The following is a 25,748-nucleotide window of genomic DNA, read 5'->3' as shown; positions in this document are numbered from 1 at the left end:
ATGTTATGATAAAGTCATTAAATTTTGGGTAGAGGAGGTGCGTAATAATTTTAAAATTTGTATACAAACATTTCAGAAAAATATTGTTTGTTTTTTTCATGTGCTTAATTGCGTACCTGTTCACTGATTCTTTGGCAGATATGGCTACACCTTCAAATACTGAGTTTAACGATATTGTTATAACACCCGGTATGGATACGGCTACTTCTTCCGATGCAAGGCGGCATGAAGTAAAGCTTGACGGCATAAGTGTAATTGTGGATGTGCCGGAAGGTGCCTTTGATACAAAGGTAACGCTCAAGGCAAAAAGATTAACCGTAAACGAGCTTGAAAATAATGTAACTACTGAAAAGGGAGATGATATAAAAGACAGGGACTCAGAAAGAGTAAGTGAAACCACAGTTGGGTCGGACGGTATAGAAAATGTTGAAGACTCCTCTGATAGTTCGGGAACTGTAGAAGTTCAAAAACCTGATGAAAGCATAAACGGTACACAAGCTCCTGCAACTGTTGAAAGCACTGAAACGGTTTTGAATGAAACTGTACAGGTTGCAGTTAATGATGCTGATAAAAGAGTAAAATTATCTGATGAAGGAAATCAGGCGGACGGAAGCAATCAGGTTCCGGAGACATTAAGTGAATCTGTAAGTGAGAACACGAATTATTTGGAAGATGCGGTTATAAGAAATACCGAATCTGAAAATGAAGAGTTTCCGAAAGATTCGATTTCTCTTGATATTCATTTTGAAGATGAAAACAATGTAGAGATAGAACCTTTGACAGCGGTATATGTAAATATTAAAATCGACAATAATTTACTTCCTGAAGGAGCAAAGCCTGAAGAAACGGAAGTTTATCATATAAAGGATGATAATACTGTAAACAAGATAGAAGATATAGCTCTTATAGAGGATAAAGATGACAACAGTATTACCACAAACTTCAGTACGGACAGCTTCTCGACATTTTCACTACACTGGGGATCGGCAAGCAGCAGATTTTATGTAAATGTAAAATATGTTGATACAAACGGCAATGAGATAACTGCAGATCCAAGCAAGCTTGAATTATTCAAGAACAATAATAACGGTGTTTTAGGTAATGACAATGATAAAATAACTCCGAGAGAACTTGATACTGGTATAGTCGGTATGAGGTATAAATATGCAAGGGTTGTAATGTCAAACGGAACTGTAGTAAATAATGTACTGCAGATAGAAAGAGAAACCAGCTTTGTAAAGGGACTCAGATATACGGTGGACGGTACCAATTGGGTGGTATTTTCATCTGATGAAATGAGAAATCTTGAACTGGTATATGAGCCTGAAGGAAGAACTATTTCAAACCGAAGAATAAGGACCGATATAAGCAAAACTGTAGAAGATCCGGATAAGGACGGAATCTACGACCTCACACTGAAAATAAATAATCAGACCGGAAGTACCTCAAACAGAACGAATATGGATGTACTGTTTCTGCTTGATACCACAAGCAGTATGAGTGGAGGCATCTCGGGTAGCGGTACGGATCCTAAAATATCTTCAGTTTACAGTGTGCTTAGAAACGTAATAAGAAATAATTATTTTGACAGCAGTAAATATAATGTTAACTATGCGCTTGTGGGAATTGACAGTGACCCGCATCTGTATCAGAACTGGACAAGTAACGGAAATACACTTATAAGTAAGATTCCTATAAGCCCAAATAATGTAAGCAGAATAAACTATGAAAAGGGATTTGTTAAGGCAAATGAACTTTTTAGAAACGGCAGAAGTGATGCACAAAAAGTTCTATTCTTTATTACGGACGGAAATCCTACTTACTACACAAATCATAATACAGGTAGGAATGAAGGTCATGTAATTGATATGTACAGTACAATGGCGATGCTTCACGGACAGTTCGCATTATATGCTATTGATTTGGACTACTTCTTTACAATAGGTCTCGGTAATCAAGGAGATTATGATAAGCTGAAACTCTTGACAAGTTCAAATGACTCTGACAGTCCTGTAAGAGGATATAAGGGTATCACATTACCTGCACCGGGAGTGGAGGTTGGTTCAAGTCCATATTCGGCAAGCAGTAAAAATGATTTTTTAAACAGGATGAGAGATATAACGAATGTTTTAAAGAATCCGAGGGTGAGCAATGTCGTACTGGAGGATAAACTCAGCCAGTATGCAATGATTGCAAGAGATCCTTCAGGTAATCCATATCCGCTTGAGATTGAGGTTTTAGGCCCTACAGGAATACATACAGGAAATTATGTAGTGCTAAACAGTACGTACAGATTATCTGCTACTCCAAGAAATTCTATGGCGAATATTGTATCCTCATACAGTGATGCTACTAAAACAATCAGATTGGAGTTTCCGACGGCATATACTTTGGAGACTGAATATACCTATATGGTAAAGGCAAAGATAAAGACTACACCTTTAGCCGAGGCAAAATATGCCGCCACTAAGCAGTTCCAGAAAAATCCCAACGGAACGGATGTGGTAGGAGATCCGGGAACCGGATCGAAGTCATCAAACCAAAAGGGATTTTATTCCAATGATATAGCAACTCTTACATACAAGTATAAGGATCAGGAAATTATTGAAACATTTAAAAAACCTGTTATCCAACCATACATAAATCCGATACCTACGGGTGTGGCGTTTGATACATCTTATGCCGTGATTTTTATAATAATGTCGATTCTTTCGATTGGAATATTTTATTTTAACAGGAGGAAGAGATGTTAATATATTTTATAACTATTCAAAGTAGGTGCTATATGAGAGCATGAAAAAGCAATAGTTAACACATATATAGGAGGATGGATTTATAGAGGAAAAGGAGAAAATCAAAAAGCGGAGTATAGCGGAATTAAAGTCGTTTATAATAAGGTTTCTGACACTTGCCGCAATGATTTATGTCTTGGTATTCATAGTATTCGGAATAAGGATTTCGCCGAATAATGAAATGTTACCGAGAGTAAGAGCGGGGGATTTATTATTTTTCTATAGACTTGAAAACAGACTTAAAGCAAGTGATGCCATATGCTATCATTTTTACGGTGAAAAGTATATAGGAAGAATAATTGGAGCGCCGGGAGACACTATAGATATAGATGATAACGGAAATGTTATACTAAACGGTGCCGTATTGGTAGAAGATGATACCAGAGGCAAAACAGATAAGTACGATACCGATGTAACATATCCTATCGTATTGGGAGAGAACGAATTTTTTATACTTGCCGATAACAGAACGCTTGCAAAAGACAGCAGATATTTCGGAGTTATAAAAAATAAAGATATTGAAGGTAAAATAATTATCGTTATAAGAAAGGATAATATATGATGTTTAAAAGAATTATGACTTTGGCGGCAGTATCTGCTATGACAATCGCAATGGCCGGAAGCGCAATAGCTGCAGAGACAACAAAGCAGTTAAAGCCTGCAGCAGGATCACCGAACAAAATCAAGTTCACTAAGGAGATGAAAATCTACAATGTGGACGATCCGACAGGCGGAAGTGCAAAAGCACCTGATGTAAAGTATACATATACTATCGCAGGAAGTACAGGCGGTGGCGGAAGAACACCTGTCAGCGGTACCGACGGCGGACTTACTGTAGTTGCAGGTACAGCAATGCCTACTATCTCAGCAGCAGAGTTCAGCCACAATGATACAATTACAAGTAACCTCGTAAAAAAGGAAGTTACAGTAGACTTTACAGAGCAGTTTAATGAAGACGGTAATAATGATATAACTGTACCGGGTATCTATAGATATGAGATTACAGAGACCGGAAACTTCAACCTTACTACAAGTCAGCATGACTACACAGGAGATGTAAGCCAGCTTACAGGAGGCAAGGAGAAGAGATATCTTGATGTGTATGTAGGATACAATGCGGCAGGAAAGCTTGAAGTAAAGACAGCCGTTATGATGAAAAAGGATACTACAGTTACAGACAACTCAAAGACTACAGGTTATATTGATGATTTAAACGGTGCGATTACAACAGACAACAAGGATGATGTAAGTACCTTTAAAACAAGAGATATTATTCTTCAAAAGGATGTAGCAGGTAACATGGGTTCTACAACTGAAGAGTTCAAGTTCACTATCGAACTCAGCAATATCGGTGTAGGTATGGACTATAAAGTAACTTCTACAAATGCCGCAAACCCGACTGCTATCACAGGTGTTACAGCAAATACATATTCACTTACAAATGTTAAGTTAAAGAGCGGTCAGACTATAAAGATTTCAGGTCTTCCTTCTACAGCAAAGTACAAAGTTACCGAGGATGTGACTACAGTAGGACCTGCAGGATACAAGACAACTCATGGTATTAATGTTGCAAGAATTACAGCACCTACATCTACAACTCAGTATGCCAATGTAGCGGCTGTAACAGCAGTTACTCCTGTAAAGGCTGATGATACCGTTGCGGATACAATATTCTTCTTGAACTACCGTGATACACCTACACCTACAGGTGTTGCAATGAGCGTAGCTCCTTTTGCAATCATGGCAGGATTCGGTATCTTACTTATCTTGGTATTCTTTAAGAGAAGAAAAAAAGAAGAAGTTGAGAACTAAAAGATGAATCTTATAGGAAAATGTGCATACATAGGAAACAGGATTATAGATATAATCGTTATTCTTATGGCGGTGATAATGCTCTTATTCGGGGCATATTCACTATATGATATTTTTCATGTATATAAAGGGGCATCTCTTTCAAGTGAAATCTTAAAGAGTGCCCCCGGTACCGCCGGAAATGCGGATGATACCGTAAATGTAGAGGCTTTATTTAACAAATATCCTGATATGAGAGCGTGGCTCAATATTTTTGATACCAATATAAACTATCCTATAGTTCAGGGCATTGATGATGCGGAGTATCTCAATAAGGATATAGACGGTGAGTTTTCTCTGGCCGGATCGATATTTTTAAGCAGTCTTTGTAACGGTGACTTAAATGAGCATTACTCACTTGTTTACGGTCATCATATGGACAATGGAGCTATGTTCGGTGATGTGGAAAAGTTCCTTGATAAGAGCTTTTTTGACAGTCATGTGGACGGAATACTCTATACCAAAACAGAGATATATGATGTAAAGGTATTTGCCGTTTTGGAAACCGATGCCTATAATGAGAAGATTTATTTCCCGTATTTTGCAAATGAAAACAAAGATGATTTTTATAATTATCTTCAGAAAAATGCGGTACATATAAGGGATGTAAACCGTAATAATAAGGTTATTACAATGTCTACATGTACAGAGTCCTATACAAACGGAAGGATTGTGCTTTTTGGCGAACTTATAAGGAGATGATATGAAGCAAATTTATAAGAAAATCATATTTTTCCTTTTGTTGACATATTTTATATTTGTGCCAAGGGATGCCTTGGCTGCAAATGTAAAATTGCCTATTAACATAAATGTATCGGGAACCAATCCTGTTTACTACAGATATGATGTAAATATCAGTAAGCTTGATTCAAGGAATAATGTTGTTTCAACTGAAGAAATTTCGATGCCTTTAAGAAGAAACGGTACATATACTTATGATTTCGGAGATTTTGACGATGTCGGAGAGTATAAATACAGTATAAGTCTGGCAAATGCCGATGATGAGAGATTTGCCTTTGACAGAAGAAATTATATTGTTCATATACAGGTATTAACAAACGGAACTGATATTTATACAAATACGTATCTTGAGGACCCGAATGAAACGGCAAAGCCTGCTGCAGTGGATTTTAATGTAAAATATCTTGTAGAAATAGTTTATCCGAACGAGAGGGATAAGAACAAAGGCGGCTCCGATACAGGGGATAATAGAAAAGATAATAAAAAAGACGGTCAAAAAAATACAGATAAAAATAATAAAAAGCCTTCAGATGATGAAAGTCGTCCTGATAACAGATCGGACGGCGAGCCTTTAATTATCATAGACAAGCCGGATAATAACAAGTCCGATGATAATAATAATGGTAAAATGATTGAAGTGGCAAAGAGATTACAAAAGGCTATTGTAAAGACAGGAGATGAGAGCTCTCTCAGTTTCTATACAACTCTGTTTTTTGTTTCAACATGTATTTTTATACTACTGTTCTTTAGAAGAAAGAAAAACCACCGGTAAAGTATCTGGATATATTTTTTACATGGTGGTTTTTTCTTATAATTTTAAATTCTCTTCACTTGGAGGATATCCAAACTTTGCCTTGTATCTTTTGCTGAAATAAAATATATCGGAATATCCGCATTCTGTCGCTATATCTACTATTTTCATATTACTGTTTCGCAAAAGTTTTTTCGCTTTTTCAAGTCGGTAATCCGAGAGAGTTTGTTTTATCGTACTTCCATATACTTTTTTAAATACCGTATTGATATAGGACGGATTTTTGCCCATATTATTTGCAATTTCTGCTACAGTGTAATCATAATTCGAAAAATTTCTTTCTATATCTTCAAGTATCTGCTTTCCGATAAGCTGCTCCTTGGTTAAGATAGTGTTTAATCCCATACAGTCAACACCGATCTCAATTAAAATATCCTCAAGTTTTTCTATACAGGATATATCCTTTTCAAAAATATTTTCCTGCATATACTGAACCAGGGTAAGACTTTGCAGTATATGATACTTTATATCAAGGCTGTTCAGTATTTCTCTGATAAGCTTGTAAAGTGTGGTGGCATTATAATTTTCCAAAATATCTTTTGTATTTTCTTTTATAAAATTTGCATATGACTCTTTATCCGAATTTGACATATATTTTATTACAGCCGGTCTTATGTTGCTTATATCTTTAGCCTGTATAATCAAATTTTCTTTATTAAACAATCCGGATAAAAGAGCTATACTTTTGTCCTTAGGCATATTTTTTGAAGACTCAATAACATCAATGCATTTATCAAGGCTTTCTAAAAGAGCCTCTTCACTTATAGGCTTTGTGAGATAGTCAAAAACACCGTAGCGCATCGCCTCTACGGCAAAATTAAAATCATTATATCCTGATAGAAGTATTATTTTGGTATTCAATTTATTTTCAAAAATATATCCGGCCACTTCAAGACCTGTTACAGATATCATTTTTATATCCATAAGTAAAAGATCTACTTTAGTAAGTGAAAGACATTTTATAACATCTTCCCCGTCTTCACATAAGGAGACTATATCTATATTTGTCCTGTTATCGGATATAATCTTTTCAAGTCTTGCACGAATAAAATATTCATCATCGGCAATAACTAGTTTTATCATAAGAACTCCTTTTTTATTTTAAAAGAAATACTACATCCCGGGTTTTGATTCTCAAAGTCGAGCCTGTAATCATTACCGTAATACAGCTTTAAAATTCTGTTTATATGCTTTAGAGCAAAGTGGTGGTTATTATCGGTTTCATCGTTAAGGATATGATTTAAATTATCCATATCTATTCCGAAGCCGTTATCTGAAACCTTAAATAATATATTATCTTCATCCTGATTTACTGTAATATTTATATTTCCCTTATATTTTAAGCCTTTTATACCATGATAAATACTGTTTTCCGCAAGAGGGAGCAGTATAAGTTTCGGGCATTTAAATTGCTTTATATTTCTGTCACAGGAAATGCTGTATTCAAATTTATCATGGTATCTTACAGACATTATATCAAGATAAGCCTTACAAGTATGTAACTCTTCTTCTATATTCACAAAACTTTTTCCCAGACTTAAACTTCCTCTGTAAAATTTTGAAAGATTCATCACAAGTTCCATCAAAGTCTGTTTCTCATCAAGGCTTGCAAGAGAATATATATTATCCAGAGTGTTATAGAGGAAATGTGGCTTTATCTGTTCATTCACCTTATCTATTTCAATACGATTTTTTTCCTTTTCAATATCTATCAACTTGTTTTTCAGTTCGTTTTGAGACTTCAACATTATATTAAAATCTCCTATAAGTTCTTTCATTTCAGGAGAGTCGGCTTCATAGGAAAATTCTCTCCAATTACCTTTACTTACAAATCTTGTATGTTCTACCAAAGCATAAATAGGCTTACTGAGGTTTTTAGCAATATCTTTTGACATAAAAAGTGCAAGCCCGAGAGAAAAGCATGCGGTTATAAAAAAAGCGATTCCCATAGTAAGTGCAGGCTTTATAAAAAAGAATAGAGGAATAAAATGTACAAGCTTCCAAGGATAGGACTTTAAAGGCATTGTATTTATAAAGCCGTAACCTGAAAAAATATGCCCCGATTTTCCTGATTTGACTGCGCCTATTATAGTGTCCGTAAGAGTGTTTTTCTCATTCAGATAGTCGGATTTACTTATAATATCGTACTCATTGTCTACAAGCAGATAAAGAGAACTTGAAGTATCGGATACCGCATATATATCCGATATGCTTTTCTCAGAGATTATAAGCTCTATATAGCCGTAGAGATCACCGCTTCTGTAGTCATATATCGGATGTACATATGAGAATGTATCGATCAGATTATCACTGGAGGTATCATACTTTTTTGTTGCAAACCATTTTCCACCGGATACACGGATAGCTTTAAAATCACTTGGATATTGCTTCCTTTCGGAGCTCATAATAATACTGTAGTCCTTATCATATATACTTATACCGTAAATATATGGTGCAGGATATATAAGCTTGTAAATTTCCAGACTCATATTGATTTTCTGAGCGGAAAAACCGTACGTATTATTATAATAAGTGTCAAAGCCGTGCTGTATAACATCATTGTTTAAAAGAAGTCTGGAATAGTGGGTTGCTGAAGTAAAGTAGTGGTCAAGACGATTTTCTATATGGCCAAGCTGTATATCTGAAGCCTCGATTCGATCGTCTGTATAATAAAACATAAATATAATACTTGTAATAAAAAACAGTATACCTACAGGAAGTAATACCATAAGCCTGAGGCCGTCAAACAGTTGCAGATAAATACTCTTACTTTTCAAACTCAACTCCTAAAATAATGATAAATAGTCTGATATTTTTTAACCTTGTCAAAAATATAACTCTTGATATGCATTTTAATCAAAAATTTATAGAAATAATTATACATGGAGGCATTTAAAATGACAAGAAATCTATAAAAATTCCATGGGATGCCTGACCGGGAATTGCTATAATCAAAACATAAATTTTGTATCGTGTTTTTAAGGAGGAGTTTATGAAGTTAAAGAAAATTGCGATGCTGGGTATGACATTGGCACTTTCAATCGGAGCACTTGCAGCTTGCGGTTCGGGAAAAAACGGAGGCGGTGAGTCACAAAAGGCGGCCGATTCCGCAAACAGTTCGGGTGATTCAAGTGAAAAGGTTAAGATAAGACTGCTTACCCGTATGGCAGGAACTTCAGATATTGTAAAAATTTACAACGGTATTATAGATGAATTCAAGGCAAAGCATCCTGAAGTTGAGATAATTGACGATTCACAGGGTGATGAGAGCGCATTCAACAATATCTTATCAACAGATATGGCTTCAGGTAAAATGGCTAATATCTACCGTGTACAGGGTGTTGCAAACCTTCAAAAGTATATTGATAACGGATTCTTACTTGACGTCACACCATACCTTGAGGCGGATCCTGAGTGGGGTAAGAGCTTTGCACCGGGAGCATTGTCATACTACAGTGTTCCGGGTAAAGAGGGAACTTATGCAATTCCTATGGAATCGGGTCTTATAGGTGTTTATTATCACGAGGATATATTAAAAGAGGCCGGAGTTGAGAAATTCCCTGAGACATGGGATGAGCTTTTAGCAGCTATAGATAAGTTGAATGCAAACGGTGTTACACCTATAGCTTTAGGTGAGAGCTCAAACTACATGGGCGGACATTTACATGATCAGATTTTCTATAAGTGGCTTGGAACAGAGGCTGCAAAGGAACTTGGAAACAGAAGCAAGAAGTGGACAGACCCTGATGTTGTACAGACACTTCAGTATATCAAGGATTTAATTGATGCTAAGGCATTTGATCCTAATGCTGTAGGTATGCAGGATGATGTGGCGATGACAGCTTTCCAAAACGGTGAGGCTGCAATGGTTGTTACAGGACCTTGGATGATCGGCAGATTTACAGATCCTGAGAAGACACCTGTAAATGAAGATATCAAACTTGCAAAATTCCCTTATTTTAAAGAGAAGCCGGAATACAAGAACTATGATATGCAGGTAATCAGCCCATATATGATAAACGGAAAGCTTGAAGGAAAAGAGTTGGAGCTTACAATTGAACTTGTAAAGATGCTTACAAGCAAAGAAGCGGCAAAGAAATACGCGGAAGAAGCACAGTTTATTATGCCTATAGAGGGCGTTGATATTGACGAGAGCAAGGTAACACCTTTATTTGTGGAAAGCATGAAGCTTGGTGCTACAAGTGAGGGTATCGGAGTTGATGTATTTGACTTTGATGAACTTACATCTATGCAGGACAGAACAAGAAACTCAATTATGAGCTTGTTTACAGGATCAAGTGCAGAGGAAGCAGCTGCCGAGATTCAGGCTGAAATAGATAATGCAAAATAAGAATAGCTTAGAGCCGAAATATAGACTAAGCTTTTAGAGGTATTAGAGCTGTTTGATTTAGCAAACAGCTCTATTTTAAATATTAAGGAGACAAGAATGATAAAGTTAAGAACCACCAAAGCAAAATTCACGATTTTTCTATTTATCTTGCCGGCATTACTCCTATATATAATATTTCAGCTGATACCTATAGCCGGAGGAATATACTTCTCCTTTGTAGAGTGGGACGGACTGGCAGGTACCAAGCTGACATTTGTAGGTTTTGATAATTATATAAGCGCATTTCACAATAAGCAGTTTATACTTTCACTTTCAAATATGGCAAGAATGGTTGTATTCAGTGTGCTTTTACACACGCCCTTAGCACTTCTTTTGGCTGTGGCTGTAAATGCAAAGCTTAAAGGATACAGATTGTTTAAAACAATATTTTTTGTACCGACGGTTTTTCCTATGACTGCAATAGGTCTTATGTGGTACTTTGTTTTCATGCCTACAGGTGCACTGAATACTTTACTTACAAATATCGGATTAAAGCAATTTGCCATTCCTTGGCTTGTAAATAAAGCAACTGCAATGAATACAATAGTAGGTGTAAATGTATGGGCCGGAATAGGTTATTATATGGTAATCATCTTGGCAGGACTTACAGTAATTCCGAAAGACTTATATGAGGCTGCATCTATTGACGGTGCTAATCCTGTACAGATGTTTTTTAATGTTACAATTCCGATGTTAAAGCCTACTTTGATTATGTGTATAGTTATGGATATTATAGGAAGTGTGAAGGTATTCGATCTTGTGTATGCAATGACAAGCGGAGGTCCTAACGGACTTACAAACCTGCCTACAACTCTCATGATAAGTGAGGCGTTTAAATACAGCCATTATGGAGTAGGTTCGGCCATCGGTATAATTATTATGCTTATATGTTTGGTTGGAACTGTAGGAAGTAATACATTATTAAACAGAGGAAGGAGAGTGGACTGATATGAAAAAATCAAATATAAGTATGAAGGTAATAGCATATAGTTTCCTGATTATTATGGCAATAATATTTGTAATGCCGATGTTATTTACTATTATTTCTTCTTTGAAAACAAAGCTGGATATATTCTCAGATCCTTTTGCACTGCCGAAGAATCCGCAGTGGAGCAATTATGTTATAGCATGGAAAGATGCAAACATGAGTGCTTACTTTATAAACTCCGTTATACAATCAGGCTCAACCGTTATTTTAACAAGTTTGATTTCCTCAATGGCTGCATATGCTCTGGCAAGATTTGATTTTAAACTTAATAAGGTGCTGGTATTGGTATTTATGCTTGGAATGATGGTACCGATGCATACTATCTTGGTTCCGGTATCTTATATCATAGGATTGTTTAATCTGAAAAATAATATTTTTGCGCTGGTACTGGTGTATGTTGCATTTAATCTTCCTTTCAGTATTATGGTAATGATAACCTTTATGAAGGGAGTTAACCGTTCTTTGGAAGAGGCGGCTATTATAGACGGGGCAAATTATTTCCAGATTTATTCTAAGATAATGATACCTCTTACATTGCCTGCAATATCAACTATTTCCATATTCAATTTTATGGGCGCATGGAATAATATACTTTTCCCGCTTCTATTTATCAATGATAAGAGACTTCGCCCTATTTCACTCGGACTTTTAAATTTCAACGGTGAAAGAGGATCTGAATACGGTCTTATGATGGCAGGTATAGTTATAACTGTTGCAGTACCTCTGGCAATATATCTTTTATTCCAGGAAAAAGTTGAGAGCGGACTTGCAGCAGGTGCTGTAAAGGAGTAAATATGTGTGAATATTTTATTGAGACGGAAGACAGACTTAAAAATCATACTTTTGCAGATTCAATAAAGAACTTTATTTTAAGTTTTGAAGATGAAGAACTCAAAAAGTATTTGTCATTTTTATATTTACATATGCCGTATGCGGATATAGCAAATGTAGATAAGGAAGTGATTTTAGACTATGCAAAGTTAGGTGTAAACCTAAGAAATACAAGATGTAAAGACCTTGATGAAGATATATTTTTAAACTATGTTTTATTCCATAGGATAGGCAGTGAAAAAATAGTCGCAAACAGGACTTTCTTTTATGAGCTTGTAAAGGAAATGCTTGGGGAATCCGAAACGGAAAATGTTTTGAAACTCAATTATTTCTGTGGAAAAAATGTTACTTACAGAACTACGGATATAAGGACCTTGGATCCTATAACGGTTTATGAGTCCTCTTTTGGCAGATGCGGTGAAGAATCAATTTTCGCGGTATCTGTATTCAGAGCGGCAGGTATACCTGCAAGACAAATCTATGTACCGCTTTGGGCTCATTGTGATGACAATCATGCATGGGTGGAAGTTTTTGTGGATAATGACTGGCATTATCTTGGAGCATGTGAACCTGAAGAAATACTTGATAAAGGCTGGTTTGATGATGCTTCAGCCAGAGCAATGATCGTAAAAAATATATTGTATGGAAACATAAAAAAGGAAGCTAAAGACTATCTGGGACTTAATGCAGGACTGTATGAGATAAATCAAACAAAGAGATATGCTGATACAAAGCATATAAAGATATATTTATATGCCGGAGACAAAATTCTTTCAAATTTTGATTTCAATATCTGCCTTATGAATTTTTCGATGTTTTCTCCTATAATAAAGGCAAAAACAGATGTATATGGAGAGTATGAGACAGATATAGGAATAGGAGATGTTTTCCTAAGCATGTATATCGATAAGAACTATATAATACCTTTAAACCTTAAGGATAAAAATTCTTTTTATATAGATATATATGATTTTGAGCCTGAGTACAATAAATATAAAGAAATCTTTATTAATGTTCCACAGGCAAGTACAAGAAACAGAAAGAAATCTCCAAAAAAGAGAGAAAGTGAGTATAAAATAAAGGAATTTCCAAATGGGAAAGTAAGAGAAAAAGCTGTATCTGAAGGAATGGAAAAACTTTGGGATATACTCTCCGAGAAGGATAAAAGAGATATAAGTATTGAAGTGCTTAGAGACTGCTTTGATTCAAAGAATATCTATAATGTAAATGGAGAAATATATTTAAACTATATTCAAAATCCAAGAGTTTACTTTGAACATCTAACAGTTTGCAGACATTTTTTCAGAGATAAATTTACAGATATAGAATCTTTACTGGACTTTATTAAAGGAATAGGGCTTACAAGAGAAAAGCCGATTACAGGAGCTATGGGAGTATATGAAACAAGAATTTCAAATGCACTTTCTGTAAAGATTTTTGCAGTTAATGTATTAAGAAGTATGGGAATAGCTTCCAAGCTTGTAAATGCAGATGTATATGTATATGAAAATGGTGAATTCAGACTTTTATCTGAACTTTCAAAGATACTTGATACTTTAAAGTATATAGACAGTTGCTGTATTAAGGAAGAGGTCACAAATACGGAAATGTCCAAGTTGCATATTGAAGGAGATCTTAGCGGATTTGGAGAATCGTTTTCAATCTCAAAGTATGACAGCTTTGAAAATAATCTGATTTCTCTTGATAAGAGCAGTATTAAAGAAAATATGGAATTGCCTGCAGGAGAGTATGTATTGGCGACTCAAAACAGATTGCCGAACGGAAATATATGTGCAAAATATAATATATTGAACTTAGAATCCGATACTGAAAATGAAGTTAAATTGGAATATATGCAGGCTGATATAAATGATATGCTTTCTACATTTATATTGCCTAGGGAACTGGAGGACAGATTAAATATTTCCGATAACAGTGATGAGATAAGGCTTATTATGTGGATGGAGGAAGAAGAGGAACCGTCACAACATATTGCGAATGACCTGTTATTAAAGGATGAGCTTTTAAAGAATATGAAGTTTGATCTTATATTTACAAATGAATTTGAAAATAAAGACAGTGCAATAAATGAACTTCTTGAAAAAAGCCTGTATAATGATATCCATACAAATTTCGGTGAGGATTTGCAGGAGGCATTCGGAAGAAGTACTTTTGTAAACCATGAGACTTTGCCTATAGTAGCGCTTTGTAAGGGCAATAGAGCTGTATATGCTTTTAGCGGTTATCAGGTAGGAAGCGGAAATTTAATAGAAAAGATAAGCAATCTTATAAAGGAGAAGTGATGAATAAACTTATTGAAGAGAGAACAAAAAGAACCGAGTGGTATAGGGATGCCAGATTCGGTATGTTTATACACTGGGGACTTTATGCAATACCTGCAAGAGGAGAATGGGTGCGTTCCAGAGAGAGGATAAAAAAAGAGGACTATGATTATCTGATGGATGAGTTTTCATGTGAGAATTATGATCCCAAAGAATGGGCAAGGCTTGCAAAAAAGGCCGGTATGAAATATGCGGTATTAACTGCTAAGCACCATGACGGATTCTGCCTTTATGACAGTAAGGTAAGTGATTTTAATTCTATGAATGCGGCATGTCACAGAGATCTTGTAAAAGAGTTTTTGGAGGCATTCAGAGCGGAGGGTATAAAGGTCGGTCTTTATTTTTCACTGCTTGACTGGAGACATGAGGACTATCCACACTACGGTGATATGCATCACCCTATGAGAGATAATGAAGAGTGGAAGGGATATAATCACAATTTTGATAATTATCTTGATTTCATGCATGCTCAAATAAAAGAACTTGTAACCGGATATGGAAAGCTTGATTTGATGTGGTTTGATTTTTCCTACGGTCCTATGAACTGTGATAAGTGGAAGGCAAAGGAACTTATGGAGATGGTAAGAACTTATCAGCCCGATATTATCACAGATAACAGACTTGAGGGCAGTGCGGAATATGCAGGTACAATCAAAACATTAAACCCAAGTATTTATGCAGGTGATTTTGCATCACCGGAGCAAATGATTCCACCTGAGGGAATTGTGGATGAAGCAGGCAATTCAATTCCTTGGGAGGCTTGTATAACTATGAATAATAACTGGGGATATCATGCTCATGATAAGCATTTTAAATCCGACAAGCTTATAATCAGAATGCTTGTGGAATGTGTAAGCAAGAACGGAAATCTTATTTTAAATGTCGGACCTAGGGCAAATGGAGAAATACCGAAGGAATCTGTTGAAATACTCGAAAAAGTCGGTGATTGGATGAAGGAAAACTCAAAGAGTATTTACGGATGCGGAATTTCGGAATATAATAAACCTGAGTGGGGTAGATTTACTCAAAACGGAAAGTTCTTATATGCACATGTTTTTGAGGAACAGGCAGGTGCTATAGCTTTATGTGATATGGTCGGTAAAATAAAGAAGATGCGTCTTTTAAGAGATGGAAGTGAAATATTGCAAAGTAATTACTGGAATTTAAAAGAATTTGCAAAGGATGCTTTCTTCTTCTTTGATACATCTGCAAGTGATTGTTATCCACTTCCGGATGATAGAGATTCTGTGGTGGAGATAGAATTGAAATAGGGAGAGAATATGATTTTAGAGGCTTGTATTGAAAATATTACTTATTTGAAGGAAGTGGTAAATGCCGGTGCAAAAAGAATTGAGCTTTGTGACAATTTGGCTGTAGGAGGAACTACGGTAAGTGTCGGAGTAAGAGATTATGCCAAGTATTTTTGTGATTCAAATAATGTAGAGCTTGCAGTCATGATAAGAGCCAGAGGCGGAAACTTTGTATATAACAATATTGAAAAGGCCGTTATGTACAATGATTTAAAAGAAATGGCAAAACAGGGTATAAAAAGAGCAGTAATAGGTGCTTTGAAAGAGGACGGAGAACTTGACAAGGAATTTATCAAAGAACTTGTCGGTGCACCTAAGTTTTTCAGAAAAGATATGGATTTTACATTTCACATGGCTTTTGATCAGATAGGTGTCGGATTAAAGCCTGAGGAAGCCCTTGAAAAAAGACTGGAAGCAATAAAGACATTATCAAAACTTGGAATAGATACCATACTTACACATGGTTATCATGAAAATAATGATATATTTGACAATATAGATACTCTAAAGGCGTATATTGAATGTGGAAATGAATGTCATGTGGATATAATGCCCGGCGGCGGTGTAAGCTTTAAAAATCTGGATAAATTAATAAAGAAGCTCCCTAATATAGTTGCGGCGCATGGAACTAAGATAGTGGAGATATAATGTGATGAAAAACAGCAATAATTTTAAGTTGCTGTTTTTCTTAAATTATTCTCAAGGCTTTATTGACTTGTAAAAGAGAAATAAGTATAATCAAGTGTATATGTCATAAACCTGAATGGAGATAAAACATTGATAAAGAGTATGACAGGCTTTGGAAGAGCCGAAGAAATAACAGGTGATTATAAATTATCTATAGAGATTAAGTCAGTAAACCACAGATATCTGGATTTAAACATAAAAATGCCCAGGAGATTTTTCCCATTTGAAGCCGAGATAAGAAATATTGTAAAAAAATATGTTTCAAGGGGTAAAGTGGACCTTTTTATCAATTATCTGGATTTCAAGGACAAAGCAAACGGAGTATATCTGAATAAAAACATTGTAAAAAAATATTTGGATATAGGTTTGGAACTTTGTAAAGAGTATAAAATAGTTGATGATTTGAAGGTTTCACATCTTTTAAATCTTCCTGATGTAATAAGTATTGACGAGCCTAAGCTTGATGAAGAAGAGATAAAGGCGATTTTATTTAAAGTACTGGAATATGCTTGTAAATCTTTTTACGATACCAGAGAAGCGGAAGGGAAGAAGCTGTTTGAAGATATAAGTTTAAAGCTTGAGCTTTTATCATCTACAACGGAAGATATAAAGGAAAGATATCCTGCAGTTTTGGATGAATATAAAAATAAGCTGTATTTAAAAGTGAATGAACTTTTAAACGGATCCGGTATAGAAGAGAACAGAATTGCTACAGAGGTAACACTCTTTGCAGATAAGATATGTGTGGATGAAGAGGTTGTAAGACTTATAAGCCACATAAAAGCTATGTCTGATGAAATGAAACTGGATGTGGGAATAGGAAGAAAGCTGGATTTCCTTGCTCAGGAAATGAACAGAGAAGCAAATACAATTCTTTCAAAATCAACTGATTTAAATATAGCAAATTATGCTATAATATTAAAAACTGAAATAGAAAAAATAAGGGAACAAATTCAAAACATAGAATAGAGGAATTATGGCTGACGGAATTTTGGTTGTTGTATCAGGTTTTTCAGGCTCGGGTAAAGGTACTTTGATGAAAAAGCTGCTGTCAGAATATGATGAGTATGCATTGTCTGTCTCTGCTACAACAAGAGCTCCAAGAACAGGAGAGGTAGAAGGAAGAGAATATTTTTTTAAAAGCAAAGAAGATTTTGAAAAACTTATAGAAAATGATGAGTTGATAGAGTACGCATCATTTTGTAATAATTACTACGGTACACCAAGAGATTATGTGCTGGAGCAAAGAAAGAGCGGAAAGAATGTTATTCTGGAAATAGAAGTACAGGGTGCCCTAAAGGTAAAGGAAAAGTATCCTGATGCAATGCTTATCTTTGTAACACCGCCGGATGCTCATACACTTAGAGACAGGCTTGTAGGCAGGGGAACCGAGTGTGAGAAGGATATAAAAGCGAGATTGCGTCAGGCAACGAAAGAAGCCGATTGCATGAGCAAGTACGATTACGTTGTTGTAAATGATGATTTGGAAAGAGCTGTAAAAGAGCTCAATCAGATCATTTCACACCGTGGAGAAATAAAGTCGAATAATACAGATTTTATTGAGAAGATAAAAGAAGATTTAAACAGGATTTTTATGGAGGAAGAATAAATGTTACACCCATCATATAGCGAACTTATTAATGTTGCAAATGCGGATGTAGATCCGGGTGAGGCACCTGTAGTACAGAGCAGATACTCAATTGTAATTGCAAGTGCAAAGAGAGCAAGACAGATTATTGACGGTGAAATACCTGAGGTAAAGGCTGACGGAAAGAAACCTCTTTCTATTGCAGTTGAAGAGCTGTTTGAGCAGAAGGTCAGAATAACAAATGATGATCCTAATAACGAAGCTTAAGAATCATTTTGATTTGCCATCATTTTCATGATGGCTTTTTATTAATATTAGGATTTATATTGAAAGGTTTATATGAAAATGTCTATGGTGTCACTTGGATGTGACAAAAATACAGTGGATTCAGAGATGATGCTGGGTCTGATGAATGAAAAAGGATTTGAATACACAGATATTGATGAAGAAGCGGAGATAATGATTATTAATACCTGCGGCTTTATACAGTCCGCAAAAGAAGAAAGTATTAATGCCATTTTGGAAGCGGCAAGATTAAAAGAAGAAGGTGTTCTTAAGGCGTTGATAGTTACAGGCTGTCTGGCTCAAAGATATAAGGATGAGATTATAAAAGAAATCCCTGAGGTAGATGCTCTTCTTGGAACATCAAGTTTTGATAAGATTGTTGAAACTGTGGAGGATGTACTTGGTGGAGAGATAAAAAATGAATTCCTTGATCTTGACAGACTGCCTTCCATTTCAAATAAGAGAAAAAATTCCACAGGCGGATACTATGCATATTTAAAGATTGCCGAAGGATGTAATAAAAACTGTACATACTGTATTATTCCTTCATTACGTGGTAATTACAGAAGCTATCCGATAGATGATTTAATTGCTCAGGCGAAGGATTTGGCGGCACAGGGAATAAAGGAGCTGATTTTGGTAGCTCAGGAGACTACACTTTATGGTGTAGACCTTTACGGTGAAAAGAGTTTACCTAAGCTTTTAAAGGAGCTTGCAAAGGTGGACGGCATAGAGTGGATAAGAATACTTTATTGTTATCCGGAGGAAATCACAGATGAGCTTATAGAAGTTATTGCAAATGAAGATAAGGTTTGTAAATATTTGGATATCCCGATACAGCATGCTTCCGACAATATACTCAGAAGAATGGCCAGAAGAACTTCACATGACGATCTTATAAATATTATAGGCAAGCTTAGAAAGAATATACCGGGTATTACACTTAGAACCACAATAATTTCAGGATTTCCCGGTGAGACTGAAGAAGATCTTGAGACTGTAATTGATTTTATAAAGAAGATGAAGTTTGAAAGACTCGGTGTTTTCACATACAGTGAAGAAGAAGGCACGGTTGCGGCAGGCTTTGAAAATCAAATCGAGGAAGAAGAAAAAGAAGCCAGAAGAGATCAAATAATGAGAGTGCAGCAGGAGATCTCCGAAAAGAATCTTGAAAAAATGATCGGAAAGACATTTAAGGTACTTATAGAGGGCAGACTTCCTGAGGAAAATGTATATATCGGAAGAACATATATGGATGTTCCGGGTGTGGACGGATATGTTTTTGTAAATACGGATAGAGACTTTATGACCGGAGATTTTTGTGATGTAATCATAACAGGTTCATCCGAGTATGATTTGATAGGAGATGCACTATGAATTTGCCGAATAAATTGACGGTTTTGAGAGTACTGCTTATACCTTTTTTTGTGGCAAGCCTTTTATTTAAAGGCGGAGAAGATTATAAGTTCAGAATAATTGCGCTTATTATATTCGCTGTTGCGGCGCTTACAGATACTTTGGACGGTATGATTGCAAGAAAATATAATCTGATTACAGATTTCGGAAAGTTCATGGACCCGCTTGCGGATAAGGTTTTGGTATGCTCAGGACTTATATGTTTTGTGGAGCTTAGACAGTTAAGCTCCGTTATTGTGCTTATTGTCATAGCAAGAGAGTTTATTATAAGCGGTATAAGACTTGTTGCTTCCGACAACGGCGTGGTTATTGCGGCGGCAATGTCCGGAAAATTAAAAACAGTTGTACAGATGGTTACCGTTATTTTACTTATATTGAATCTACCTAAGCTTAGCTTGGTAACAAATATTTTTATTATCTTGATGCTTTTCCTTACAATATTTTCTCTTTGTGAGTATATTATCAAGAATAAGAATGTTATAATGAGCAGTAAGTAATATGCATTTATAAAGGAGTGGAAATGGATACTGTTACCAGAAATAAGACGATAAAACTTATTGGAATAAATGAGGCGGAGATAAGAACTTCTATTTCAGACTTGATTGATAATGAAGATGTTAAAATTGAAATAAAGCCTTTTGATGCTAAAACTTATATTATTCTCTCAGCCGATGCGGACACTGAAGAGGCTGCAAAAGATTTGATAAAGCCTGTTTCAAAGGAAATAAAAAGAAGATTCGGGAAATATATTTATTCAACAAAGGAAAAAATAACTCTTGAAATGAGTGTGGTAAATCTTCTTGAAAAGAACGAGCTTACAATTTCTACAGCCGAGTCATGTACAGGCGGACTTTTAGCGGGAAGGCTTATAAATGTACCTGGAGTTTCTGACGTATATAAAGAGGGATTTATTACATATACAAATAAGGCAAAGAGAAAGACTCTCGGTGTAAATAAATCAACTCTGAAAAAATACGGAGCGGTAAGTGAGCAGACGGCAAAAGAGATGGCTGTCGGTGCGGCTCTTGCGGCGGATACAGATATAAGTATCTCTGTAACGGGTATTGCAGGTCCTGACGGAGGAACAAATGAGAAGCCTGTAGGACTTGTATATATAGGAGTTTGTATAAGGGATATGGTACATGTCGAGGAGTTCAGATTTTCAGGTGACAGAGCCAATGTCAGAGAACAAACAGTTATTTGTGCACTGGGATTACTGAGAAAATGCATTTTGGAACATTTCTCTTAAGAAAGGGACAGATATTTAGTTATCAAGGTAGATTATGGTATTTTCAAAAAAGATATATCTCTCACCAGATATAAAAAATGACTATAGAAAATATATGAGAATGCTGAAATTTAACAAATCAAGTTTTTTACTGCATCTTGTGGTATTTCTTGAAGGTGAAGAGAAGCTTTCACTTGTGCATAATTCCATATTTTTGAATAATTACAGAAAGACTGATGCTCTCATAGTGGGTCTTGCTCTTGGTAAAAAATCGGGAATTGAGCTTATCTCAAATATAGTTGAAGATACCTATAGAACAAGAAAAGATTTTGAGTATTATAGCTTTTTTAAGATGGAGGAAGTATGATCGGTGTACTGCTTGCGGCATTGAAAATTATAGGTATTGTCATACTTGCAATCATTGCTTTGGCATTACTGATTATACTGATGGTACTTTTTATTCCTGTAAGATACAGAGGTAAGATATATTTTAAAGAAGTACCTGATATAGCACTAAGCGTGACATGGTTCTTTAAATTTTTATCTTTAAATATTACATATAAAGACGGCCTTGATATTATAGGTAAGGTGGGCTGGTTTTTTAAAGTATATTCAAATCATGATGAGGAGGAAGAGACTGATTCCGAAGAAGAGACTGATTCCATTGAAGGAATAGAAAATTACAAGTCGGAAGTTGAAGAAACGCCGGATAGAGTTAATGAAAATAAAAAAGAGAATATTACTGTAGAGAATAATAAGAAAGCCCGTGTAATTTCCGGAAAAGAAGAAAATTCAGAAGCCGATAATAAAATAAAAGAGCTGGATAAACAAGAAAAGAAACAATCAAAAAAGAAGAAAAATAAGCCTAAGAAAAAGAAAAGCTCTGCTAAGAAAGAAAGTAAACCTGATAAGCTTATAAATAAGGCAAAGGATATTCATTACTTACTTACAGAAGAGGAAAATAAGAAAACTCTTTTACTGATGCTTGAAAAGACCAAAAATCTTTTGGTACATATATTGCCGAAAAGAATAGTGGGATTTTTTAAATTCGGTTTTGACGATCCGTCTACAACAGGACAGGTGCTTGAGGCGGTTGCGATATTCTATCCGCTTTACAAAGATGATTTTAAGATTGTACCTATGTTTTATGATGAGATCATAGAGGTGGATATATCTTTTAAAGGAAGACTTAGAGTTTTCTATGCTCTTTATATAGGATTGATTCTATGGTTAAACAAGAAGAAAATAAAAACAAGGCCCAAATAAGGGCCTTTATTTTAAAAAGGCATGTTTTGGAGAAAATATGAATATACAGATATTTGGGACTAATAAGTCTTCAGACACAAAGAAGGCTGTCAGATTTTTCAAGGAAAGAAATATTAAGTTTCAGCTTGTGGATATGAAGGAAAAGGGCCTATCAAAGGGGGAGTTTACTTCAGTAATGCAGGCGGTAGGCGGATTTGAAAATATGCTTGATGAAAAATGCAAGGACAGTGAAACTCTTACTTTGATAAAATACCTTTCCGAGGAAGATAAAATACCTAAGATTTTAGAAAATCAGCAGTTTCTAAAACTTCCGATAGTAAGAAACGGTAAGGAAGCAACTATAGGTTATGCACCTGAAGTATGGAAAGGATGGTCATAGTGAATACAGCCGGATATAATATAGATGAATATATAAAGGAACTTGGCTCTAAGGCTCCTGTACCGGGAGGCGGAGGTGCAAGTGCCGTTGCAGGCGCACTGTCGGCGGCTCTTTCAAGTATGGTATGTAATCTTACAGTAGGTAAGAAGAGCTATATATCAGTGGAAGATGATATAAAAAAAATATTGGAAAATATGAATAAGCATATGGAGAGCTTTATAAAGCTTTCAGATAAGGATGCCGAAGTTTTCTATCCTCTTTCACAGGCATACAGCTTTAAACCTCAAAATGATGAGGAAAAGAAAATGCATGAAGAAAATATGGAAAAACTTCTTTTTGATGCGGCCATGGTTCCGCTTTATATTATGAAAGAGGCTTACAGTATGCTTGTTGCTGTTGATTTTCTTGCAAAGAAGGGCTCAAAGCTTGCCGTATCGGATGCAGGCGTAGCTGTAAGTATGCTTAGAAGTGCGGTATGCGGTGCTATGATGAATGTAGTGATAAATGTAAAGTATATGAAGAACAGAGAGAAAGCTCAAGATCTTATGGATGAAGCAAGTGAAATACTTGAAAACACTATGAATAAGGCGGATATCATATACAGGGAAGTTTTGGAGGTGCTTTTGTGATTTTATTATATGGAGCAGATACGGCTAAGAAAATAAAAGATGAAATTTCAGGAATGCTTTCAGAGCTTAAAGGATATATTCCTACTCTCGGAATAGTCAGAATAGGCTCAAATCCTGCAGATATTTCATATGAAAAAGGCGCTGTAAAAAAAATGGAGTCTCTTTCATTAAAAACAAAAGTTTTTGAATTTGATGAAAATATTTCATCGGATAATTTTATAGATGAGTTTAAGAAGATAAATGAAGATGATGAAATTGACGGAATTTTGCTTTTCAGACCTTTGCCAAAGCATATAGACGAGAAGAAAGTTATAGAGGTACTGGATGAGAGAAAAGATTTGGACGGTATTTCATATAAAAATATAGCAAAGGTTTTTGCGGGAGATGAAAGCGGTTTTGCTCCATGTACCGCAAAGGCGGTAATAAAAATCCTTGAAAGCAATAATATAGAGCTTGAGGGGAAAAATGTAGTGGTACTTGGAAGAAGTATGGTAATCGGTAAGCCGGTAGCCATGCTTGCAATTCAAAAAAATGCCACGGTAACACTTTGTCATTCAAAAACGGTTGATTTAAAGAAGGTATGTAAAAATGCAGACATTTTAATAGTAGCAATCGGCAGAGCTAAGATGATAAATGACGATTATATAGGAGAAGATGCTGTTGTAATCGATGTAGGTATAAACTTCTTTGAAGGAAAACTTTGCGGAGATGTAGACCTTGAAAATGTAAAAAATGCAGCTATGGCAACACCTGTTCCAAAGGGTGTAGGGGCTGTGACCACATCCGTATTGGCCCAACATCTTGTAATTGCAGCTTTAAAAAAGAGACTGTATTAAATACTTAATATTTTAGATACTTGTTTTTAACATTTTATTTGCTAGAATATAATTATACTTACAAGGCTTTCTTAAGGAGAAAGCTATGAAAAAGATTTTTTTAATAATGTTTTTAACGATTTTATTAACATCTTGTAAAAAAGATTCAGGTATAGAGTTTGGAAAAAATACTGAAACCGAGGTCGAGGAAGTTATTTCAGAGAGTGTAACCAAAGAAAGTATATCCGAAGCCGTAGCTGCAGAAGAATATATTGATGTTTTTATTTCGGGATGTGTAAATAAACCTGATGTATACACCCTAAAAAAAGGCTCTATAATAAAAGAAGCTGTTGAGATGGCCGGAGGCTTCAGTGAAAATGCATGCAGGGATTATGTAAACTTGGCAAAAAAGCTTGAACCGGGTGAACATATAATAATCCCGAGTCAGGATGAGGCTAAAGATTTAAAGCCGATACAGGCTGAAGATGCCATAAACAGCAGTTCACTTGTAAATATCAATAAAGCTTCAAAGGAAGAACTGATGACTTTACCCGGTATCGGTGAAAGAAAAGCTGAAGCTATAATAAAATACAGAAACTCTAAATCTTTTTCAAATATTGAAGATATAATGAATATATCGGGAATAAAAGAAGCGGCATTTAATAAGATTAAAGATAAGATTTGTATAAATTAGGAGTAAATAATGAATAAAGCACTTGTTGTAGATGATGAAAAATTAATAGTCAAAGGAATAAAGTTCAGCCTGGAGCAGGACGGTTATGATGTGGATGTAGCCTATGACGGAAGTGAAGCTTTAAAGATGGCTAAAGAGAAAGAATATGATATAGTGCTTTTGGATGTGATGTTACCTGAAATGGACGGCATGGAAGTTTGTCAGGCTATCAGAGAGTTTTCCGAGATGCCGATTATCATGTTGACTGCCAAGGGAACAGATATGGATAAGATTCTCGGGCTTGAATACGGAGCAGATGATTATATTACAAAACCTTTTAATATACTTGAGGTTAAGGCAAGGATAAAGGCGATTATAAGAAGAAATTCAAAAAAGGCTAAGTCTGCACAAAAAAATGAGAGAATTATCGAAGTTTCGGATCTTAAGCTTGATCTTGACAGCAGAAGAGTATTTGAAAAGGATAAGGAGCTTAATCTTACGGCAAAGGAATTTGATATACTTGAGCTTCTTACACAAAATCCTGATAAAGTATATTCCAGAGAGAAGCTATTAAATATTGTTTGGGGAAATAAGCTACATGAAGCCGGTGATGTAAGAACTGTTGATGTACATGTGAGAAGGCTTAGAGAAAAGATTGAACCGAACCCAAGTGAGCCTAAGTATATTCACACCAAATGGGGTGTCGGATATTACTTTAAGGAATAG

Annotated in this window: 26 protein-coding genes; 24 read left to right on the top strand and 2 right to left on the bottom strand. The window is 35.5% G+C overall.

Annotated elements, in window-relative coordinates; translation table 11 throughout:
- Positions 1 to 98: 98 nt before the first annotated feature.
- From HMPREF1495_RS13335 to HMPREF1495_RS13315, 5 genes are all read left to right on the top strand, one after another.
- Entirely contained in the window at positions 99 to 2,753 is a 2,655-nt protein-coding gene (locus HMPREF1495_RS13335; RefSeq protein ID WP_084544536.1) for a vWA domain-containing protein, read from the top strand.
- Between the two features lie 82 nt (positions 2,754 to 2,835).
- On the top strand, positions 2,836 to 3,354 hold the full coding sequence (lepB, locus tag HMPREF1495_RS13330) for a signal peptidase I (RefSeq protein WP_330368760.1): 519 nt from the start codon (positions 2,836 to 2,838) through the stop codon (positions 3,352 to 3,354).
- Positions 3,354 to 4,604, top strand: coding sequence for a DUF7601 domain-containing protein (locus tag HMPREF1495_RS13325; protein WP_242832923.1), 1,251 nt, complete (start codon positions 3,354 to 3,356; stop codon positions 4,602 to 4,604). Before lepB ends, HMPREF1495_RS13325 begins: the two co-directional genes overlap by 1 nt.
- A gap of 3 nt (positions 4,605 to 4,607) precedes the next feature.
- A complete protein-coding gene (srtB, locus tag HMPREF1495_RS13320; protein ID WP_034215706.1) occupies positions 4,608 to 5,345 on the top strand; it encodes a class B sortase in 738 nt (245 codons plus the stop codon).
- A gap of 1 nt (position 5,346) precedes the next feature.
- Positions 5,347 to 6,156 (top strand): LPXTG cell wall anchor domain-containing protein, encoded by an 810-nt coding sequence (locus HMPREF1495_RS13315; RefSeq protein ID WP_034215704.1) that lies wholly within the window; start codon positions 5,347 to 5,349, stop codon positions 6,154 to 6,156.
- Positions 6,157 to 6,192: 36 nt separating this feature from the next.
- Here the strand turns inward: HMPREF1495_RS13315 and HMPREF1495_RS13310 are convergent, their stop codons facing one another.
- Entirely contained in the window at positions 6,193 to 7,278 is a 1,086-nt protein-coding gene (locus HMPREF1495_RS13310; RefSeq protein ID WP_007591730.1) for a response regulator transcription factor, read from the bottom strand.
- Complete coding sequence (locus tag HMPREF1495_RS13305) at positions 7,275 to 8,972, bottom strand: sensor histidine kinase (RefSeq protein WP_007591731.1); 1,698 nt, start codon at positions 8,970 to 8,972, stop codon at positions 7,275 to 7,277. The genes HMPREF1495_RS13310 and HMPREF1495_RS13305 overlap by 4 nt, the downstream gene beginning before the upstream one ends.
- Positions 8,973 to 9,187: 215 nt before the next feature.
- Here HMPREF1495_RS13305 and HMPREF1495_RS13300 point away from each other — a divergent pair, with 215 nt between their 5' ends.
- The 19 genes from HMPREF1495_RS13300 (at position 9,188) to HMPREF1495_RS13210 (ending at position 25,748) form a co-directional block, all read left to right on the top strand.
- Complete coding sequence (locus tag HMPREF1495_RS13300) at positions 9,188 to 10,546, top strand: ABC transporter substrate-binding protein (RefSeq protein ID WP_034215702.1); 1,359 nt, start codon at positions 9,188 to 9,190, stop codon at positions 10,544 to 10,546.
- Positions 10,547 to 10,642: 96 nt separating this feature from the next.
- The gene (locus HMPREF1495_RS13295) at positions 10,643 to 11,533 is read left to right on the top strand and encodes a carbohydrate ABC transporter permease (RefSeq protein WP_034215700.1); all 891 of its coding nucleotides are present in this window, start codon (positions 10,643 to 10,645) and stop codon (positions 11,531 to 11,533) included.
- Position 11,534: 1 nt separating this feature from the next.
- Positions 11,535 to 12,365 carry a carbohydrate ABC transporter permease gene (locus HMPREF1495_RS13290; RefSeq protein ID WP_034215698.1) on the top strand — a complete coding sequence of 277 codons (831 nt, stop codon included), beginning with the start codon at positions 11,535 to 11,537 and terminating at the stop codon, positions 12,363 to 12,365.
- A gap of 2 nt (positions 12,366 to 12,367) precedes the next feature.
- A complete protein-coding gene (locus HMPREF1495_RS13285; RefSeq protein WP_034215696.1) occupies positions 12,368 to 14,707 on the top strand; it encodes a transglutaminase-like domain-containing protein in 2,340 nt (779 codons plus the stop codon).
- A complete protein-coding gene (locus tag HMPREF1495_RS13280; protein WP_034215694.1) occupies positions 14,707 to 16,017 on the top strand; it encodes an alpha-L-fucosidase in 1,311 nt (436 codons plus the stop codon). The genes HMPREF1495_RS13285 and HMPREF1495_RS13280 overlap by 1 nt, the downstream gene beginning before the upstream one ends.
- Before the next feature lie 9 nt (positions 16,018 to 16,026).
- Complete coding sequence (locus tag HMPREF1495_RS13275; RefSeq protein ID WP_034215692.1) at positions 16,027 to 16,704, top strand: copper homeostasis protein CutC; 678 nt, start codon at positions 16,027 to 16,029, stop codon at positions 16,702 to 16,704.
- Positions 16,705 to 16,833: 129 nt separating this feature from the next.
- Entirely contained in the window at positions 16,834 to 17,712 is an 879-nt protein-coding gene (locus HMPREF1495_RS13270) for a YicC/YloC family endoribonuclease (RefSeq protein ID WP_007591747.1), read from the top strand.
- 7 nt (positions 17,713 to 17,719) lie between these two features.
- Positions 17,720 to 18,352 (top strand): guanylate kinase, encoded by a 633-nt coding sequence (gmk, locus tag HMPREF1495_RS13265; RefSeq protein WP_007591749.1) that lies wholly within the window; start codon positions 17,720 to 17,722, stop codon positions 18,350 to 18,352.
- Positions 18,353 to 18,598, top strand: a complete 246-nt coding sequence (gene rpoZ / locus HMPREF1495_RS13260) for a DNA-directed RNA polymerase subunit omega (RefSeq protein WP_007591751.1) — start codon at positions 18,353 to 18,355, stop codon at positions 18,596 to 18,598.
- Between the two features lie 72 nt (positions 18,599 to 18,670).
- On the top strand, positions 18,671 to 19,993 hold the full coding sequence (rimO, locus tag HMPREF1495_RS13255) for a 30S ribosomal protein S12 methylthiotransferase RimO (RefSeq protein ID WP_034215690.1): 1,323 nt from the start codon (positions 18,671 to 18,673) through the stop codon (positions 19,991 to 19,993).
- Positions 19,990 to 20,529 (top strand): CDP-diacylglycerol--glycerol-3-phosphate 3-phosphatidyltransferase, encoded by a 540-nt coding sequence (pgsA, locus tag HMPREF1495_RS13250; protein WP_009662488.1) that lies wholly within the window; start codon positions 19,990 to 19,992, stop codon positions 20,527 to 20,529. Before rimO ends, pgsA begins: the two co-directional genes overlap by 4 nt.
- Before the next feature lie 23 nt (positions 20,530 to 20,552).
- Positions 20,553 to 21,281 (top strand): nicotinamide-nucleotide amidohydrolase family protein, encoded by a 729-nt coding sequence (locus tag HMPREF1495_RS13245; RefSeq protein WP_034215687.1) that lies wholly within the window; start codon positions 20,553 to 20,555, stop codon positions 21,279 to 21,281.
- Positions 21,282 to 21,315: 34 nt separating this feature from the next.
- Positions 21,316 to 21,627, top strand: a complete 312-nt coding sequence (locus tag HMPREF1495_RS13240) for a hypothetical protein (RefSeq protein WP_007591758.1) — start codon at positions 21,316 to 21,318, stop codon at positions 21,625 to 21,627.
- A complete protein-coding gene (locus HMPREF1495_RS13235) occupies positions 21,624 to 22,526 on the top strand; it encodes a hypothetical protein (protein WP_034215686.1) in 903 nt (300 codons plus the stop codon). Before HMPREF1495_RS13240 ends, HMPREF1495_RS13235 begins: the two co-directional genes overlap by 4 nt.
- Positions 22,527 to 22,563: 37 nt before the next feature.
- Positions 22,564 to 22,905, top strand: coding sequence for an arsenate reductase family protein (locus tag HMPREF1495_RS13230; protein ID WP_034215684.1), 342 nt, complete (start codon positions 22,564 to 22,566; stop codon positions 22,903 to 22,905).
- Entirely contained in the window at positions 22,896 to 23,534 is a 639-nt protein-coding gene (locus tag HMPREF1495_RS13225; RefSeq protein ID WP_034215737.1) for a cyclodeaminase/cyclohydrolase family protein, read from the top strand. Before HMPREF1495_RS13230 ends, HMPREF1495_RS13225 begins: the two co-directional genes overlap by 10 nt.
- Positions 23,531 to 24,370: a bifunctional 5,10-methylenetetrahydrofolate dehydrogenase/5,10-methenyltetrahydrofolate cyclohydrolase gene (locus tag HMPREF1495_RS13220; protein ID WP_034215682.1), complete on the top strand. Its 840-nt coding sequence runs from the start codon at positions 23,531 to 23,533 to the stop codon at positions 24,368 to 24,370. The genes HMPREF1495_RS13225 and HMPREF1495_RS13220 overlap by 4 nt, the downstream gene beginning before the upstream one ends.
- 85 nt (positions 24,371 to 24,455) lie before the next feature.
- A complete protein-coding gene (locus HMPREF1495_RS13215) occupies positions 24,456 to 25,043 on the top strand; it encodes a helix-hairpin-helix domain-containing protein (RefSeq protein ID WP_034215681.1) in 588 nt (195 codons plus the stop codon).
- A 9-nt stretch (positions 25,044 to 25,052) separates the two neighbouring features.
- Positions 25,053 to 25,748, top strand: a complete 696-nt coding sequence (locus HMPREF1495_RS13210; protein WP_034215679.1) for a response regulator transcription factor — start codon at positions 25,053 to 25,055, stop codon at positions 25,746 to 25,748.

This window comes from Lachnoanaerobaculum sp. MSX33 (genome assembly GCF_000512995.1).
GTDB lineage: Bacteria > Bacillota > Clostridia > Lachnospirales > Lachnospiraceae > Lachnoanaerobaculum.
This window is presented reverse-complemented; position numbering and strand designations above follow the sequence as displayed.

Coding starts and splice junctions, on each gene's coding strand:
- pgsA (WP_009662488.1), top strand. CDS start 19,990: ATGAATTTGCCGAATAAATTGACGGTTTTGAGAGTACTGCTTATACCT.
- HMPREF1495_RS13240 (WP_007591758.1), top strand. CDS start 21,316: ATGGTATTTTCAAAAAAGATATATCTCTCACCAGATATAAAAAATGAC.
- rpoZ (WP_007591751.1), top strand. CDS start 18,353: ATGTTACACCCATCATATAGCGAACTTATTAATGTTGCAAATGCGGAT.
- HMPREF1495_RS13235 (WP_034215686.1), top strand. CDS start 21,624: ATGATCGGTGTACTGCTTGCGGCATTGAAAATTATAGGTATTGTCATA.
- HMPREF1495_RS13225 (WP_034215737.1), top strand. CDS start 22,896: ATGGTCATAGTGAATACAGCCGGATATAATATAGATGAATATATAAAG.
- HMPREF1495_RS13325 (WP_242832923.1), top strand. CDS start 3,354: ATGTTTAAAAGAATTATGACTTTGGCGGCAGTATCTGCTATGACAATC.
- HMPREF1495_RS13290 (WP_034215698.1), top strand. CDS start 11,535: ATGAAAAAATCAAATATAAGTATGAAGGTAATAGCATATAGTTTCCTG.
- HMPREF1495_RS13315 (WP_034215704.1), top strand. CDS start 5,347: ATGAAGCAAATTTATAAGAAAATCATATTTTTCCTTTTGTTGACATAT.
- HMPREF1495_RS13285 (WP_034215696.1), top strand. CDS start 12,368: ATGTGTGAATATTTTATTGAGACGGAAGACAGACTTAAAAATCATACT.
- HMPREF1495_RS13210 (WP_034215679.1), top strand. CDS start 25,053: ATGAATAAAGCACTTGTTGTAGATGATGAAAAATTAATAGTCAAAGGA.
- HMPREF1495_RS13335 (WP_084544536.1), top strand. CDS start 99: ATGTGCTTAATTGCGTACCTGTTCACTGATTCTTTGGCAGATATGGCT.
- HMPREF1495_RS13280 (WP_034215694.1), top strand. CDS start 14,707: ATGAATAAACTTATTGAAGAGAGAACAAAAAGAACCGAGTGGTATAGG.
- HMPREF1495_RS13300 (WP_034215702.1), top strand. CDS start 9,188: ATGAAGTTAAAGAAAATTGCGATGCTGGGTATGACATTGGCACTTTCA.
- HMPREF1495_RS13230 (WP_034215684.1), top strand. CDS start 22,564: ATGAATATACAGATATTTGGGACTAATAAGTCTTCAGACACAAAGAAG.
- HMPREF1495_RS13310 (WP_007591730.1), bottom strand. CDS start 7,278: ATGATAAAACTAGTTATTGCCGATGATGAATATTTTATTCGTGCAAGA.
- gmk (WP_007591749.1), top strand. CDS start 17,720: ATGGCTGACGGAATTTTGGTTGTTGTATCAGGTTTTTCAGGCTCGGGT.
- HMPREF1495_RS13245 (WP_034215687.1), top strand. CDS start 20,553: ATGGATACTGTTACCAGAAATAAGACGATAAAACTTATTGGAATAAAT.
- HMPREF1495_RS13295 (WP_034215700.1), top strand. CDS start 10,643: ATGATAAAGTTAAGAACCACCAAAGCAAAATTCACGATTTTTCTATTT.
- srtB (WP_034215706.1), top strand. CDS start 4,608: ATGAATCTTATAGGAAAATGTGCATACATAGGAAACAGGATTATAGAT.
- HMPREF1495_RS13215 (WP_034215681.1), top strand. CDS start 24,456: ATGAAAAAGATTTTTTTAATAATGTTTTTAACGATTTTATTAACATCT.
- rimO (WP_034215690.1), top strand. CDS start 18,671: ATGAAAATGTCTATGGTGTCACTTGGATGTGACAAAAATACAGTGGAT.
- HMPREF1495_RS13275 (WP_034215692.1), top strand. CDS start 16,027: ATGATTTTAGAGGCTTGTATTGAAAATATTACTTATTTGAAGGAAGTG.